The organism is Allorhizobium sp. NPDC080224, assembly GCF_050281005.1.
Classification (GTDB): domain Bacteria; phylum Pseudomonadota; class Alphaproteobacteria; order Rhizobiales; family Rhizobiaceae; genus Allorhizobium.
The window spans coordinates 1,425,268-1,440,964 of the sequence record NZ_JBNNWJ010000001.1; the positions used below are offsets into that span (position 1 = coordinate 1,425,268).

Consider the following 15,697-nt stretch of genomic DNA (forward strand, 5'->3'; position numbering starts at 1 on the left):
GAGGCCTTATCCCGGCGTGACACTCGCGTGAGGGACCATGCATGCCACCCAAAGTCACCGCCGAAATCCGTCAGGGTTTCCGATCGATTCTGCCGCTCACTGTCGCCGTTGTCCCGATCGGTCTCGTCTTCGGTGCTGTCGCCGCCACCAAAGGGCTCTCGGCGCTGGAGGCCCTTCTGATGAGCGCCCTGGTCTTTGCCGGCGGTTCGCAGTTTGTCGCGATGGATCTCTGGAGCCACCCCGCGAGCATCGCAGCACTCGGCATGGCGGCCCTGCTCGTCAATGTCAGGCATGTGCTGATGGGCGCGTCGATCTCACGCCACATGGCGGCGTTCTCGCTCCGGCAGAAGATCATTTCCATGCTCTTCCTCGCCGATGAGATCTGGGCCGTCGCCGAATTCCATGCTCGGGATCATCTGTTGACGCCGGCCTGGTTCGTCGGTGCCGCCTTGCCCTTCTATGCTGCCTGGGTGCTGTCAGGGCTGGTTGGCGCCTCGCTCGGAGGCCTCGTCGGCGATCCTGCCGTGATCGCCATGGACTTCGTCTTTCCCGCTGTCTTCGTGATCCTCATCGCCGGCTTCTGGCGCGGCCCACGCACCGGTCTGATCCTCGTCGGCAGCGGTATCAGCGCCTTGCTGGTTCACCAGTCCGTTCCGGGTGTCTGGTACATCCTCGCCGGCGCGCTCGGGGGTGTCGCCGTCGCGGTGGTTTCTTCGCTGCGCGGGGAGGCGAGGGCATGACGATCGACATGAACACGCTGCTTGCGATCCTCGCCATGGCGGCCGCAACGATTGCGACGCGTCAGGCGGGATTGCTGGTCGGTCGGCTCCTGCAACTGTCGCCGCAAGCCAAAGAGAGCCTGGCAGCGATCCCGCCCTCGGTGCTGACGGCTGTGGTGACGCCGACTGCCTTTGCCGCCGGCTGGGCGGAGACCGCGGGTTGTGCGGTGGTGGCCTTCTCCGCAACCCGCCTGCCGCTTCTGCCAGCCGCTGCCGCCGGCGTCGTGACCGTTGCCACCTTGAGGGCTGCAGGTCTCTAGCCATGGAAAGGAAAGGGCGCCTCTCGGGCGCCCTTCGAATTCACGGTTCTTCGTATTGGATGAAACTCGGTTCGGCCAGATCCGCAAAGCGAGTGAATTCCGACTGGAAGGCGAGCTTGACGGTGCCGGTCGGTCCGTGACGCTGCTTGGCGATGATGACGTCGGCAGTACCCTTGACCTTCTCCATATGCGCTTCCCATTCCGGATACTTCGGATCGGCGATGTCGCGGGGCTCGAGATTCTTCACATAGTATTCCTCGCGGAACACGAAGAGCACGACGTCGGCGTCCTGCTCGATCGAGCCCGATTCGCGAAGGTCGGAGAGCTGCGGGCGCTTGTCTTCGCGGTTTTCAACCTGACGGGAGAGCTGGGAAAGCGCCACGATCGGAACGTTCAGTTCCTTGCCCAGCGATTTCAGGCCCGTGGTGATCTGTGTGATTTCCTGCACGCGGTTTTCGCCCGATTTGCCCGAGCCAGTCATCAGCTGGATATAGTCGATGACCAGGAAGTCGAGGCCGCGCTGACGCTTCAGACGACGGGCACGGGCAGCGAGCTGGGCAATCGAGATACCACCGGTCTGGTCGATGAACAGCGGCACCTTCTGCATGGTCTGGGAAAAGCCCACAAGCTTTTCGAATTCGTGCTCGGTGATGTCACCGCGACGGATCTTCGAGGAGGAGACTTCCGTCTGTTCGGACATGATACGGGTGGCGAGCTGCTCGGCCGACATTTCGAGCGAGTAGAAGCCGACAACGCCGCCATTCTTGGCCTTGAAGGAGCCATCGGGCAGGACTTCCGGCTCGTAGGCGGCCGCGATGTTCCAGGCGATGTTGGTGGCAAGCGAGGTTTTACCCATACCCGGACGACCCGCGAGCACGATCAAGTCGGAGCGCTGCAGACCGCCCATCTTGGCATCGAGCGACATGATGCCGGTGGAGACGCCGGAGAGGTTGCCGTCACGCTCGAAGGCAGCCCCCGCCATGTCGACAGCCTGGGCAACGGCATCCGAGAAGGACTGGAAGCCGCCGTCGTAGCGACCGTTTTCGGCCAGCGCAAAGAGACGGCGTTCGGTGTCTTCGATCTGCGCCTGCGGCGGCATGTCGAGCGGCGCGTCATAGGCGATGTTGACGACATCTTCACCGATCTGGATCAGCGAGCGACGCAATGCGAGGTCGTAGATCGCTCGACCATAGTCTTCCGCATTGATGATGGTGACGGCTTCGGAAGCGAGGCGCGCGAGATATTGCGCGACGGTCAGGTCGCCGACCTTCTGGTCGGCCGGCAGGAAGGTCTTGATCGTGACCGGGTTTGCCGTCTTGCCCATACGGATGATCTCGGAGGCCACCTCGAAGATCTTCCGATGCAGGGGCTCGTAGAGATGCTCGGGCTTCAGGAAGTCCGAAACGCGATAGAAGGCATCGTTGTTGACGAGAATGGCGCCAAGCAGGGCCTGTTCGGCTTCGATATTGTTCGGAGCCTCCCGATAGAGCGGCTCAGCCGCTTGGACCGGGCTCAGTTTGCGCGCAGCATCATTCATTCGTTCGCATCCGTTCAGTGTGTCGGCGGTGGCTGCACCATAGCGAGAACTTCGGCCAGCGGAATGGCCCGCACAGCAACCCACATTGATTCACAGGCGGCCAATCGCGACTTTAGAAAAAGCTGAGCAATCCGATCTTTTCGGTTGACTGTGACATCAGCCGAATCGGCGAGCTGGAGTGTTCATTTTAACAGAGCGCCAACGAAAAACGCCCGGAAAAATCCGGGCGTTCCGTCTCCGCGATGGCGGAAAAATCAGTCGTCTTCGCCGTCCATGTCTGCGTCCGGATCGAAGAAGTCTTCCGGACGAAGAGCGTCTTCGTCAACGCCGTAGATGGCGTCGGCCGAGGTCAGGCTTTCGCCCTTGGCCTGGCGCTCGGCTTCTTCAGCCGAACGGGCAACGTTGAGCTCGACGGACAGTTCGACTTCAGCATGCAGGTGCAGGGTGACCTGGTGGATGCCGATGGCCTTGATCGGGGTGTTCAGTTCAACCTGGTTGCGGCCGATGTTGAAGCCTTCGGCGCCCAGGATTTCGACGACGTCACGAGCCGCGACCGAACCGTAGAGCTGGCCGGTTTCGCCAGCCGAACGGACGACGATGAAGGACTTGCCGGAGAGAGCGTCGGCAACGGTCTGGGCTTCCGACTTGCGCTCGAGGTTGCGGGCTTCGAGCGTTGCGCGCTCGGCTTCGAAACGCTTCTTGTTGGCTTCGTTGGCGCGCAGCGCCTTGCCCTGCGGCAGCAGGTAGTTACGAGCGAAGCCGTCGCGAACCTTTACGGTTTCGCCCATCTGGCCGAGCTTTGCGATGCGTTCGAGGAGAATGACCTGCATTGTCGTGTTCCTTTCAGTGTCAATCAGTTTCGGAATGGTCTTTGTCGGCCTTGGCGGCCGGCGTCAGGGCAACGGTCCGCCGGGTGTCCGAGAGGCCGATGATGAGGGGGATCATGAGCGGCAAGAGCATGATCGAAGAGAGATAGGCGAGGATGAGGGCCGGCAGACGCCAGTCCTTGCCCCGCGTCTTGAGATGCATGGAGGCAAAGCCAGCCATCAGGAAGCCCGCGCCGAAGGTGCCGCAGACAACAGCGCCGCTCATCGCAGGCACACCACCCAGGAAGCAGGCGATGATGCCAGCGAGGAAGATGAAGACAGTGTTACGGTTCATCCGGAGCGCCGACGGAAAGTCCTCGCGCGGACGCTTGTTGCGGCCGGAAGCCGTGACGATGCGCATGGCGATGTAATACATCATCGTCAGCAGCAGAACCCAGGTGCCGCCCTGGATGATCGGCAGCAGGATGACCATGGTGCGCTTCAACTGCTCGAGCGCCACGGCATCGGGCATCATCGCCGGATCCTGCGTGCTCATCGCCTGCGTCATCGCGTCAACAAGCTGGCCCGTGAATTCCGGACCAAAGCCAATGATCACACCCAGCACGACGACGGCGATCGACACGAAAGCACAGAGCTGGAGAAGAATGTCGGAAAGCGGATACCAAGCCATCAGGTGGTCGGGGCCACCGATTTCAGACGCGGGGCGCGCCAGGCTCGACAGATGCGCGAGCCAGCCGGCCGGCGCCAGCGTGAAGATCGCCATGCCGAAGGCGAACATCGGCGAGACGCTGACCATGCCGAGCAGGGCGGCCGTCACGATCGCGGTGATGGCGGCGGCATTGCCCCAGCCGAGGCCGACGATCAGAACGGGAAGCGCAGAAGCCGCATAGAGAATGGAGGCAAGCGTCGGCTGCGCCGCAGCGCCCAGCACGAGCAAAGCGGCGGTAATGCCGGCAACAAAGCCGGTCGTCAGCGATTTCGCATCCAGTTTGTTCAACGTCGCTGTCCTGCTGTTTTAGCAGTTAGGGGAAGGGCTACCGCGATCTCGCAAGAGCCATCCCCAACATGGGTTTTCACCTGACGTCGCGGCAATCGCGCCATCTGGCGGTCGGTTCCGATCCGCGCCCAACGCGGAAGGGATGAAGCCCGCCGGCAAAGGCCGGCAGGCTTCGGATCAGATTACGCTACGACGTAAGGCAGCAGACCGAGGAAACGGGCGCGCTTGATGGCCTGGGCCAGTTCGCGCTGCTTCTTCTGGGAAACTGCGGTGATACGCGAAGGAACGATCTTGCCGCGCTCAGAAATGTAGCGCTGCAGAAGACGGACGTCCTTGTAGTCAATCTTCGGAGCATTCGCGCCCGAGAAGGGGCAGGTCTTGCGACGACGATGGAAAGGACGGCGGGCCTGAGAAGAGGATGCATCAGCCATTGTGTGTTCTCCTATTGCTCAGATTACGCGCGGTCTTCGCGCGGACGACGCTCGAAGCCACCTTCACGGGGGCCACGGTCCGGACGCGGACCACGATCGCCGAAGTCACGGCGCGGGCCACGATCGTCGCCGTCACGACGCGGACGGTCGTCACGGTCGCGCTTCTGCATCATCGCAGACGGGCCTTCTTCGTGGGCTTCGACAGCGATGGTCATGTAACGAAGAACGTCTTCGTTGATGCGCATCTGGCGCTCCATTTCATGGACGGCAGCTGCCGGAGCATCGATGTCCATGAGGGCGTAGTGAGCCTTGCGGTTCTTCTTGATGCGGTAGGTCAGGGACTTGAGGCCCCAGTTTTCTACGCGCCCGACCTTGCCGCCATTAGCTTCGAGGACACCCTTGTACTGTTCGACGAGGGCATCAACCTGCTGAGCGGACATATCCTGCCGGGCAAGGAATACGTGTTCGTAAAGAGCCATGTAAGCTTTGCCTTTTCTTGCGGTTGTCGTCACCCGGATCCGGCGCTAAGCCTCACAGACTGCTCCTGTGCGGCGTGAGCCGCGGCAAGAAAAGTAGTGTGTTCGAGACGGTCGAGAGCGGAGACACGGGAGACCGGAAACCCTTATGGTTCCTGCTGCAAGCCTCATCGACCTGCCAGCCCTCCGTTCAGCCACCAGCCAGAGGACCGGGTGTTGTGAACGGCGCGCTTATACGCGTATCCCGGCGAAAAGCAAGAGCCGTGCAGGATTTTCTAACGGTGGCGTCAGCCGATCCTGAGGATCGTGCGCCCCTGGTCGAGCGCGAATTGGTAGGTCAGGCCCTTGCCGGATAAGGCTGCTTCATCGACCGTCAGTGTGATCTTGTCATCCGATCCGGCAAATGTCGCGGTGAGCGTGTTGCCCTTGACGGTCACGCTCACATCCTTTTCCTGATAGTCATCGAACCGCAGGGTGAGTGCACCATTGCTGGTGATCGTGTCCACGCCATCGCCGCGGGCAAAGCCATATTCAGCAATGGCATTGGCAGATTTCATGTCGGTCCGCTTGATGGTGACCGTGTCGTTTCCGGTGCCGCCGGAGGCGAAGATGCGGGTACCCTCCAGGATCATGGTGTCATCGCCAGCGCCGCCGTCTATACCGATCAGGGCTTGCCCGGCTATTGTCAGACGGTCGTTGCCCTCTCCACCCGTCACGTTCATGACCAGCCGACCGGAGAGTTTCATCTCATCGTCGCCTGCGCCCATGTCGATCTCATTGATGTAGCGGGCGCTCGCAGCAAGACTGTCATTGCCGGCCCCGGTCGACAGGCCGACAATCGCGGCTGCCCGGGCGCTTACCGTGTCGGCACCGCCACTTGTTTCGACATTGTAGACAGCCTTTGCATCGAAGGTGAGCTTGTCGTCTCCTTCCGTGCCTTTCACCGCAGTGATATGACCGAGGTTCTCATCGACAGATGCCTCATCTCCGCTGACTGCATCGCGCAACGCCAAAATCTCCGCAATCCGTGCAAGAGCCTTATGACCAGCTGTTTCGGTGAACACCGGATCGTCGGGCTTGCCCCAGCCGGGCGGGGTTTCGGACTGCGCACGAACAGGCGAAGACGGAGAAAACAACTGAGTGGCATATGCGAGCGCGTTCGGATTGCGATAGAAAGCGTTGATGACTGTCATGTGTCGCCTATCTCGTGGCCCGAGCAGCGGGGGCGCTGGCATGGCAAGCTAGCATTCGTACATTGAGAAAAGCTTACATGACCTGCGCCGTTGCGGAAGGCGCTCCAGGCAAACGCGGTGAGCAGACAGTTAACATCTGCTCACGCCTTTGCTTGTGGCCCCAGGTTTGCGACACCAAGAGCGTAAATGCCGGCGACCCTGATCGGCGTCGGATCGTGCCTCAGACCTGAACCAATGCCAGTGTGTATCCGACATAGGCGACGAGCATCGCGCCGGCCGTCAGTCTGCGGACGCCAAGATGGGCGAGAAGCAGGAACGCGAAGCCGAGCGTGATGCCGAGCATGACGGGGACGTCGAAACTGCCGAATCGCGGATCGACGGAGATCGGCTGGATGACGGAGGTGACGCCCAGAATGAACAGGATGTTGAAGATGTTCGATCCGACGATGTTGCCGATCATGATGTCGGAGTGCTTGCGCATGGCCGACATGATGCCGGTTGCGAGTTCCGGAAGCGAGGTGCCGACCGCAACCACGGTGAGGCCGATGACCGCTTCGGAAATCCCGAAATCGCGGGCAAGATTGGTCGCACCGCGGACCAGCAGTTCGGCACCGACGAACAGCGTGGCCAGACCGCCGACGATCAGAAGGGTCATGAAGCCGGTTCCGAGTATCTCGTGCTTCACATCTTCATTCGCCAGTTCCTCGATCGTGCCCTTGCCCTGAATATAGGCATAGAGAATGTAGGCGATGAGAACCGCGACCATGACCAGGCCGGCAAGCCGCCCTATGGCCTCGAACTGCACGAGACCCAGAAGCAGGACCGCCGCGCCGATCATCACATAGGTGTCGCGCTTCACGCCCTTGTCCCAATGGGTGATCGGGAAGATCAACGCGCAGGTGCCGACGATCAGCAGGATGTTTGCCGTATTCGAACCGACCACATTGCCAAGCGCGATGTCCGAGGAGCCGGTCAGCGCGGCGCGGACGGAGACCAGCAGTTCCGGCATCGACGTGCCGAAGCCGACGATGACCAGCGAGACGATCAGCGTCGGTATGGCGAGTTTCTGCGCCACTCCGATGGCGCCGCGAAGGAGCCACTCGGCACCGAAGTAAAGACCGACCAGGCCCCCGGCCACGAACAGATAATCCAAGACAATCCCCCATAAAACATGGCCCGCGGGCCGGCGTTAAACCGCAGTCGCAAATGGTGACGAGCCGCGACATTGTGTAGGCCCGGCTCACTGATTTTTTGCATGCCGGGCGGGGCTGCGAAGTCTGTGTCGTCAGATTGGCATCGGATAGAGACGATGGATCTTGGCGATCTCCTGCATCACCTCATCCGAGAGCGTCAGTTCTGCGGCACCGATATTGGTCTTCAACTGCTCCAGGGTCGTTGCACCAATGATCACGGAGGCCATGAACGGGCGCGTCAGGCAGAAGGCAAGCGCCATGGCGGAGGGGTCGAGGTCATGAGCTTTGGCGAGCTCCACATAGGCGCGCGTTGCCGCTTCCTGATGCGGCACGAGGCGGCCGCCGATGTCGCCGTTGATCGAGCCGCGCGAACCGGCCGGCTTGTTGCCGTCGAGATATTTGCCCGAGAGAATGCCGCCTGCGAGCGGCGAATAGGCAAGCAGACCAACATCTTCGTGATGGGACAGTTCAGCCAGATCGAGATCGTAGTGACGGTAGAGCAGGTTGTACTCGTTCTGGATCGTCGCGACCCGCGGGAGCCCCTTGGCTTCGGCAAGCGTCAGGTATTTCTGTGTGCCCCAGGTGGTCTCGTTGGACAGACCGACGGCCCGAAGCTTGCCGGCCTTCACGCAGTCACCGAGGGCATCCAGGATCTCCGCGATCTCGACAGAGGCCTTTGCCTTGTCCTGCTTGTAGGGATTGTAGTTCCAGGCGCCGCGGAAATGGAAATGCCCGCGGTTTGGCCAGTGGATCTGGTAGAGGTCGACATAGTCGGTCTTCAACCGCTTCAGGCTGGCGTCGAGCGCTTCCTTCACCACTGCGCCGGTGATCGGCTTGCCTTCGCGGATATAGGGGCGGCCTGGGCCGGCAACTTTCGTCGCCAGCACCACCTTGTCGCGATTGCCGGTCTTTTCGAACCAGTCCCCGATCAGCCGCTCGGTATCGGCATAGGTTTCCGCCGAGAGCGGCGTCGTCGGATAGAGCTCGGCCGTGTCGAAGAAGTTGACGCCGTGCTCCAGCGCGTAATCCATCTGCGCATAGGCTTCCTCGCGCGTGTTCTGCGAGCCCCAGGTCATCGTGCCCAGGCAGATTTCGGAAACAAGGATATCGGTTCGGCCGAGCCGGTTCATCTTCATGGGAGAAGCCTCTGATGTGGAGGGATTGCCTTGGGAGGCGGGATGAGTTCGGAAGCAATCTAGTCAGAAATTGATGCATCGCAAGATGGCGATAGCTGTGGAACAGCCTTGTCCTAAGGTCGTTTCGAGGGGCAGCCAAAGGGGTGCAAGACTTGACTCGCAAGGGCCAACTGTGAATTGACAGGAAAAAACCAAGGGAGAAACGCCCATGTCAGTCGCATTCACCTTTCCCGGTCAGGGCAGCCAGGCCGTCGGAATGGGCAAGGACCTTGCCGACAATTTTGCCGAAGCTCGTGCCGTCTTCGAAGAGGTCGACGAAGCGCTCGGCCAGAAGCTGTCCGACATCATGTGGAACGGCCCGGAAGAAACGCTGACGCTGACGGCCAATGCCCAGCCGGCATTGATGGCGGTTTCCATGGCCGTGATCCGCGTACTGGAAGCCAAGGGTCTCGACCTCAAGTCGAAGGTTGCCTACGTCGCCGGCCATTCGCTCGGCGAATATTCCGCGCTCTGCGCTGCCGGCACATTCTCGATTGGCGACACCGCGCGTCTCCTGCGCATTCGTGGCAATGCCATGCAGGCAGCCGTCCCGGTGGGTGAGGGCGCGATGGCTGCGATCATCGGCCTCGAGCATGGCGACGTGCAGGCGATCTGCGCGGATGCCTCTGCCGTCGGTCCGTGCCAGATCGCCAATGACAATGGCGGCGGTCAGCTGGTCATTTCGGGAGCGAAGGCCGCAGTCGAGAAGGCTGCAGCACTCGCCACCGAAAAGGGTGCCAAGCGCGCCATCATGCTGCCGGTTTCTGCGCCTTTCCATTCCGCCTTGATGGCCCCCGCGGCAGACGCCATGCGCGAAGCGCTTGCCAAGGTCGAGAAAAAAGACCCCATCGTGCCGCTGATCGCCAATGTGCGTGCAGCCCCTGTCACGTCGGCGTCCGAAATCGCCGATCTGCTCGTCGAGCAGGTGACCGGTCAGGTCCGCTGGCGCGAGACGGTCGAGTGGTTCGGCGCCAATGGCGTGACCACGCTTTATGAAGTGGGTGCCGGCAAGGTCCTGACTGGGCTTGCCCGTCGCATCGACAAGAACATCAACGGTGTGGCCGTCAACGGCCCGGCCGACATTGACGCTGCGATCGCCGCCCTGAACGGCTAAGTTGAACGGCTGATCGCCCCAACGAACAACAAGGAACCCGACCATGTTCGATCTGACCGGCCGCAAGGCCCTCGTGACTGGCGCCACCGGTGGCATCGGCGAAGAAATTGCCCGCCAGCTGCATGCCCAGGGCGCGATTGTCGGCCTGCACGGCACACGCGTCGAAAAACTGGAAGCACTGGCCGCCGATCTCGGCGATCGCGTCAAGATCTTCCCGGCCAACTTGTCCGACCGTGACGAAGTCAAGGCGCTCGGCGAAAAGGCCGAAGCCGAACTCGAAGGCGTCGATATCCTGGTCAACAACGCCGGCATCACCAAGGACGGCCTGTTCGTCCGAATGTCCGATGCCGACTGGGATGCGGTTCTGGAAGTCAACCTGACCGCCGTTTTCCGCCTGACGCGCGAGCTGACCCATCCGATGATGCGCCGCCGCTTTGGCCGCATCATCAACATCACCTCCGTCGTCGGTGTCACCGGCAATCCCGGCCAGGCCAACTACTGCGCCTCCAAGGCCGGCATGATCGGCTTTACCAAGTCGCTCGGTCAGGAGATCGCCACCCGCAACGTGACGGTCAACTGTGTTGCTCCTGGCTTCATCGAAAGCGCCATGACCGGCAAACTGAACGACAAGCAGAAGGAAGCGATCATGGGGGCCATCCCCATGAAGCGCATGGGCACCGGCGCCGAAGTCGCCTCCGCCGTCGTCTACCTCGCCTCCAACGAGGCAGCCTACATGACCGGGCAGACGCTGCACGTGAATGGCGGCATGGCGATGATCTGATCTCATTGCCGGAAACAGCCCCTGCGCAATAGGATGTTGAGCAAGGCAAGGGGGCGAATTTCTGGCTTTGCGGCGCGCTTAAACCGTGTTAAGCGGGCCATGACTGTGAGCAGTCGCTCCGTCTCATGAGCCGAAGTTTATGCTTTTGTTTGCATAAACCGCTCTGGGTCAGGGCCGAACAGGTTTGCTGGTGGGACGAAAGCGTCACTGGCTGAATGCAGGGTAGGGACGCCATTAAGGCTCCCTCTGAATTTTAGAAGGTCGAGGATACCGACATGAGCGATATCGCAGAACGCGTGAAGAAAATTGTAGTTGATCATCTCGGCGTTGACGCTGAAAAGGTCGTCGAAGGCGCGAGCTTCATCGACGATCTGGGCGCTGACTCGCTCGACACCGTCGAACTCGTCATGGCCTTCGAAGAAGAATTCGGCGTCGAGATCCCGGACGATGCAGCTGACTCGATCCTGACGGTCGGCGACGCTGTCAAGTTCATCGAGAAGGCCCAGGCCTGATCGACCAAACTGCTGCGGAAGGCGGGCGCGAGCCCGTCCTGTCCGCTTGGGCCCGCGATGAGCGGGCCTTGTTGTATCTGGACCTTTGTTTACAATGACTTCGGTCAAATAAATTGGGTGGGCTTCGCACGATGAGACGTGTCGTCATCACCGGTACCGGCATGGTATCGCCTCTTGGATGTGGAACGGAACTGACATGGCAGCGGCTACTGGCTGGCCAGAGCGGTGCCCGTCTGGTCACTGAATTCGAGGTCGAAGATCTGCCGGCCAAGATCGCTTGCCGCATCCCGACCGAAGGCGAGGGCGCCTGGAACCCCGACGACTGGATGGAGCCCAAGGAGCAGCGCAAGGTCGACCATTTTATCATCTACGCCGTTGCCGCAGCCGATATGGCGCTCAAGGATGCAGGCTGGGAGCCGAAGACCGATGACGAGCAATGCGCCACCGGCGTGCTGATCGGGTCCGGTATCGGTGGCATTGAAGGCATTGTTGAAGCCGGCCACATCCTGCGCGACAAGGGTCCGCGTCGCCTCTCGCCCTTCTTCATCCCGGGCCGCCTGATCAACCTCGCCTCTGGCCAGGTTTCGATCCGCCACAAGCTGCGCGGCCCGAACCATTCCGTCGTGACGGCCTGCTCGACCGGCGCACATGCGATCGGCGATGCTGCCCGTCTGGTCGCACTTGGCGATGCCGATGTCATGGTGGCCGGCGGTACCGAATCGCCAATCAGCCGCATCTCGCTTGCCGGCTTTGCCGCCTGCAAGGCGCTTTCGACCGCCCGTAATGATGACCCGACCGCTGCCTCGCGTCCCTACGACAAGGACCGTGACGGCTTTGTCATGGGCGAGGGCGCCGGCATTGTCGTGCTTGAAGAACTGGAACATGCGAAGGCCCGCGGCGCCAAGATCTATGCCGAAGTTGTCGGCTATGGTCTCTCGGGCGACGCCTTCCACATCACCGCGCCTTCCGAAGATGGTGACGGTGCATTCCGCTGCATGACCATGGCGCTGAAGCGCGCCGGCCTGACGCCGTCCGACATCGACTACATCAACGCTCATGGCACATCGACCATGGCCGATACGATCGAGCTGGGTGCCGTCGAGCGTCTGCTCGGTGATCACGCCGAAAATGTCTCGATGTCGTCGACCAAGTCGGCCATCGGTCACCTGCTCGGTGCGGCCGGTGCGGTAGAAGCGATCTTCTCGACGCTGGCCATTCGCGACAACGTCGCACCGCCGACGCTCAACCTCGACAATCCCGATGTCGAGACCAAGATCGACCTGGTGCCGCACAAGGCGCGCAAGCGCGAGATCAACGTCGCTCTGTCGAATTCCTTCGGCTTTGGCGGGACGAATGCCTCGCTGGTGCTGAAGCGCTACGAGGCCTGATCCCACCCGGGCGGCCGGTCGTTGATCCGCCGCCCGCGATTGCACTGGAAGAAGGCCGGGCGCTCTTGCCCGCCACCACTTTTAGCGGGTAGAAATCATGCCAACGCCCGGCGCATCTGTGCCGGACGATGACCCGGATTTTTGCCGCATTGCTGGATAAAACAGCCGCGAGTGCGAAACTAAGAAGGATTGCCGGTGACCGACAACAGCCAGAACGGCGGTAGCCAGAACAACGGTGTCTCCTTCGGCCGCGATGCCGATACCCAGCCGGGCAAGGGACCCTTCATTCCGAAGTCGCCGAACGAGGCCCTGCGCCCCGAGCGCGTGCCACAGCCGCCGCGCCGCTCGCGAAAGGCGCGCAGCCAGCTGGTGATCTTTCTGAACTTCCTGATGACCATGGTGGTCTTCGTCAGCGTCGTCGCTGTCGCCGGCTTCTTCTATGTGATGGACAGCTACCAGAAGCCCGGCCCGCTCGTCGCCAACACCAATTTCGTCGTCCGCAGCGGTGCCGGTCTGGCCGAGATTGCCAACAATCTGGAACGCAACGGGATCGTTACGGATGCCCGCATCTATCGCTATGTGACGACCACCTATCTCACGGACGGTCAGACGCTGAAGGCCGGCGAATACGAGATTAAGGCCGGCTCCTCGATGAAGGAGATCACGGCGCTGCTCGAATCCGGACGATCGATACTCTATTCCGTGTCGCTGCCCGAAGGTCTGACCGTCAAGCAGATGTTCCAGCGGCTTGCCGCCGATCCCGTGCTTGAAGGCGACCTGCCTGCCGAGCTTCCGCCGGAAGGCAGCCTGCGTCCGGACACCTACAAGTTTACGCGTGGCACCAACCGTGCCGAGATCATTGCTCAGATGCGGGCCGCACAGGAACGTCTGATCGACCAGATCTGGGAGAAGCGTGACCCGGATCTGCCTGTCGAGACGAAGGAAGAGTTCGTCACGCTGGCCTCGATCGTCGAAAAGGAAACCGGCAAGGACGACGAGCGCGCCCATGTCGCTTCGGTCTTTATCAATCGCCTGAACAAGGGCATGCGCCTGCAGTCCGACCCGACGATCATCTATGGCCTCTTCGGCGGTGACGGCAAACCGGCCGATCGGCCGATCTATCAGTCGGACATCCGCAAGGAAACGCCTTACAACACGTACGTGATCAGGGGATTGCCGCCGGGCCCGATTGCCAATCCTGGCCGTGCCGCCCTCGAAGCGGTTGCGCATCCGTGGAAGACGGATGACCTCTATTTCGTCGCTGACGGAACCGGCGGTCACGCCTTTGCCAAGACGCTCGATGAGCACAATGCGAATGTGCGTCGCTGGCGCAAGATCGAGGCCGAGCGGGCTCAAACGCCGCCAGCCACACTGGATGTCGATCCGGAAGTCGATCCGTCGGCCAATAACTGAGACCGGCGGTAAGGGGCGGGGACATGACACTGCAATCCATGACGGGCTTCGCCCGGGTCGAGGGCTCGTCCGGTCGGTATCGCTGGGCCTGGGAATTGCGCTCGGTGAACGGCAAGGGTCTCGACCTGCGCACACGTTTGCCGCAGGGACACGAAGCACTGGAGACGGATATCCGTCGCCTGGCCAGCGAGCGTCTGACGCGCGGAAATTTGCAGATCGGCCTCAGCTTGACGGTCAGTGAAAATCGCGTCGAAGCGGTGCTCAATCATGATGCACTGGCGGCCGTTCTCGCCTTGCGCAACGAACTTGGTCCCGAGGTGTTGGACCCGGCACCGCTCAGGCTGGACACTCTGCTGTCTATCCGAGGGCTTGTCGATATGCGCGAGGCGACCGATGACGCCGAGGCGATCGCCGCGCGTGATGCCGACATTCTCGCTGGCCTCGAACGTTCTATCTCCGCACTGGTAGACATGCGCACGACCGAGGGGGCAGCGCTGCGCCGGATCCTCGAAGAGCATATCGCCAGGATCGAAGAACTCGCCATGCAGATCGAGGCCGATCCGTCCCGCTCGCCCGAAGAGATCGCACGCCGGCTTGAAGCGCAGCTTTCCAGCCTGATGGACTCAACCAGCGGGCTCGACCGCGACCGCCTCCATCAGGAAATCGCTCTGATTGCCACCAAGGCGGATCTGCGTGAGGAAATCGATCGCCTCAAGGCCCATGTGGCGGCGGCCCGGGAACTCTTGTCCGTGGGTGGTCCCGTCGGCCGCAAGCTCGATTTCCTGGCGCAGGAATTTAACCGCGAATCAAATACTATCTGTTCCAAGTCTAATGCCGTCGCAGTCACTGCCGCCGGCATCGAATTGAAGGTCGTCATCGACCAGTTCCGCGAACAGGTTCAGAATCTGGAGTAGTCCATGGCCGCTGCCGCCCCCACCTCCGTCAAGATCGCAAGGCGCGGCCTGATGCTCGTCATCTCCTCGCCCTCGGGCGCCGGCAAGTCGACGATTGCGCGAACGTTGATGGACCGAGATCAGCAGATCAGTCTCTCGGTGAGCATCACCACCCGCCAGCGTCGCCAGAGCGAGATTGAGGGCGTGCATTACCACTTCGTCTCGCAGCGCGAATTCGAACGGCTGCGCGATAGCGACTCGCTGCTGGAATGGGCGCAGGTTCACGGCAATTACTACGGCACGCCGCGCGAAGCCGTGGAAGCGGCCATGGGTGAGGGGCGCGACATGCTCTTCGATATCGATTGGCAAGGCGCCCAGCAGCTGCAGGAAAAGATGTCGGCCGACGTCGTGTCGATCTTCATACTGCCGCCGACCATGGCCGAATTGCAGTCGCGCCTGCATCGTCGCGCCGAGGACACGGAAGAGGTCATCCAGACCCGCCTCAACAATTCCCGCGCCGAGATCAAGCACTGGCGCGAATATGACTATGTCATCGTCAATGACGACCTGAACTCGGCATTCGATGCCGTGCAGTCCATCGTCAAGGCTGAGCGCCTGCGTCGTGATCGTCGCCACGGCCTGTTCGATTTTGTTGAAGGGCTGATCGCCTGAGAGTGTCTCTGACCCATTGAAAAGGGCGGCGCGATTATCTCCGCCGCCCTTCTTGT

Annotated in this window: 17 protein-coding genes; 9 read left to right on the forward strand and 8 right to left on the reverse strand. The window is 61.4% G+C overall.

From position 1 onward, the window contains the following. Window positions 1-41 precede the first annotated feature (41 nt). Both ACQKP1_RS07115 and ACQKP1_RS07120 read left to right on the forward strand, forming a co-directional pair. On the forward strand, window positions 42-740 hold the full coding sequence (locus ACQKP1_RS07115; RefSeq protein WP_203014505.1) for an AzlC family ABC transporter permease: 699 nt from the start codon (window positions 42-44) through the stop codon (window positions 738-740). After that, window positions 737-1,039: an AzlD domain-containing protein gene (locus ACQKP1_RS07120; protein ID WP_427274733.1), complete on the forward strand. Its 303-nt coding sequence runs from the start codon at window positions 737-739 to the stop codon at window positions 1,037-1,039. Before ACQKP1_RS07115 ends, ACQKP1_RS07120 begins: the two co-directional genes overlap by 4 nt. Window positions 1,040-1,079: 40 nt before the next feature. Here ACQKP1_RS07120 and ACQKP1_RS07125 read toward each other — a convergent pair whose 3' ends face one another. The 8 genes from ACQKP1_RS07125 to ACQKP1_RS07160 all read right to left on the reverse strand — a co-directional run bounded on the left by ACQKP1_RS07125 (window position 1,080) and on the right by ACQKP1_RS07160 (window position 8,829). Next, window positions 1,080-2,576, reverse strand: a complete 1,497-nt coding sequence (locus ACQKP1_RS07125; protein ID WP_076395502.1) for a replicative DNA helicase — start codon at window positions 2,574-2,576, stop codon at window positions 1,080-1,082. A gap of 254 nt (window positions 2,577-2,830) precedes the next feature. Then, a complete protein-coding gene (rplI, locus tag ACQKP1_RS07130; protein WP_203014522.1) occupies window positions 2,831-3,406 on the reverse strand; it encodes a 50S ribosomal protein L9 in 576 nt (191 codons plus the stop codon). 19 nt (window positions 3,407-3,425) lie between these two features. Next, window positions 3,426-4,400: a DUF2232 domain-containing protein gene (locus ACQKP1_RS07135; RefSeq protein ID WP_427274734.1), complete on the reverse strand. Its 975-nt coding sequence runs from the start codon at window positions 4,398-4,400 to the stop codon at window positions 3,426-3,428. Between the two features lie 182 nt (window positions 4,401-4,582). Next, window positions 4,583-4,831, reverse strand: coding sequence for a 30S ribosomal protein S18 (rpsR, locus tag ACQKP1_RS07140; RefSeq protein ID WP_003502063.1), 249 nt, complete (start codon window positions 4,829-4,831; stop codon window positions 4,583-4,585). 23 nt (window positions 4,832-4,854) lie between these two features. Further along, complete coding sequence (gene rpsF, locus ACQKP1_RS07145) at window positions 4,855-5,310, reverse strand: 30S ribosomal protein S6 (protein WP_136597528.1); 456 nt, start codon at window positions 5,308-5,310, stop codon at window positions 4,855-4,857. A gap of 284 nt (window positions 5,311-5,594) precedes the next feature. After that, complete coding sequence (locus ACQKP1_RS07150; protein ID WP_427274735.1) at window positions 5,595-6,500, reverse strand: RTX toxin; 906 nt, start codon at window positions 6,498-6,500, stop codon at window positions 5,595-5,597. 220 nt (window positions 6,501-6,720) lie between these two features. Further along, window positions 6,721-7,653, reverse strand: a complete 933-nt coding sequence (locus tag ACQKP1_RS07155; RefSeq protein WP_203014541.1) for a calcium/sodium antiporter — start codon at window positions 7,651-7,653, stop codon at window positions 6,721-6,723. Between the two features lie 132 nt (window positions 7,654-7,785). Beyond that, entirely contained in the window at window positions 7,786-8,829 is a 1,044-nt protein-coding gene (locus ACQKP1_RS07160) for an aldo/keto reductase (RefSeq protein WP_203014543.1), read from the reverse strand. Window positions 8,830-9,037: 208 nt separating this feature from the next. Here ACQKP1_RS07160 and fabD point away from each other — a divergent pair, with 208 nt between their 5' ends. From fabD to gmk, 7 genes are all read left to right on the forward strand, one after another. Beyond that, window positions 9,038-9,982: an ACP S-malonyltransferase gene (gene fabD / locus ACQKP1_RS07165; protein WP_427274736.1), complete on the forward strand. Its 945-nt coding sequence runs from the start codon at window positions 9,038-9,040 to the stop codon at window positions 9,980-9,982. Between the two features lie 43 nt (window positions 9,983-10,025). After that, window positions 10,026-10,763: a 3-oxoacyl-[acyl-carrier-protein] reductase gene (fabG, locus tag ACQKP1_RS07170; RefSeq protein WP_427274737.1), complete on the forward strand. Its 738-nt coding sequence runs from the start codon at window positions 10,026-10,028 to the stop codon at window positions 10,761-10,763. 275 nt (window positions 10,764-11,038) lie between these two features. Next, on the forward strand, window positions 11,039-11,275 hold the full coding sequence (locus tag ACQKP1_RS07175) for an acyl carrier protein (protein ID WP_006727438.1): 237 nt from the start codon (window positions 11,039-11,041) through the stop codon (window positions 11,273-11,275). 131 nt (window positions 11,276-11,406) lie between these two features. Continuing rightward, the gene (gene fabF, locus ACQKP1_RS07180; RefSeq protein ID WP_427274738.1) at window positions 11,407-12,663 is read left to right on the forward strand and encodes a beta-ketoacyl-ACP synthase II; all 1,257 of its coding nucleotides are present in this window, start codon (window positions 11,407-11,409) and stop codon (window positions 12,661-12,663) included. A gap of 189 nt (window positions 12,664-12,852) precedes the next feature. Continuing rightward, window positions 12,853-14,076 carry an endolytic transglycosylase MltG gene (mltG, locus tag ACQKP1_RS07185; RefSeq protein WP_427274739.1) on the forward strand — a complete coding sequence of 408 codons (1,224 nt, stop codon included), beginning with the start codon at window positions 12,853-12,855 and terminating at the stop codon, window positions 14,074-14,076. Window positions 14,077-14,099: 23 nt separating this feature from the next. Beyond that, window positions 14,100-14,990 (forward strand): YicC/YloC family endoribonuclease, encoded by an 891-nt coding sequence (locus ACQKP1_RS07190; RefSeq protein ID WP_427274740.1) that lies wholly within the window; start codon window positions 14,100-14,102, stop codon window positions 14,988-14,990. Window positions 14,991-14,993: 3 nt separating this feature from the next. Beyond that, window positions 14,994-15,641, forward strand: coding sequence for a guanylate kinase (gene gmk / locus ACQKP1_RS07195; RefSeq protein WP_427274741.1), 648 nt, complete (start codon window positions 14,994-14,996; stop codon window positions 15,639-15,641). The last annotated feature ends 56 nt before the right edge of the window (window positions 15,642-15,697 follow it).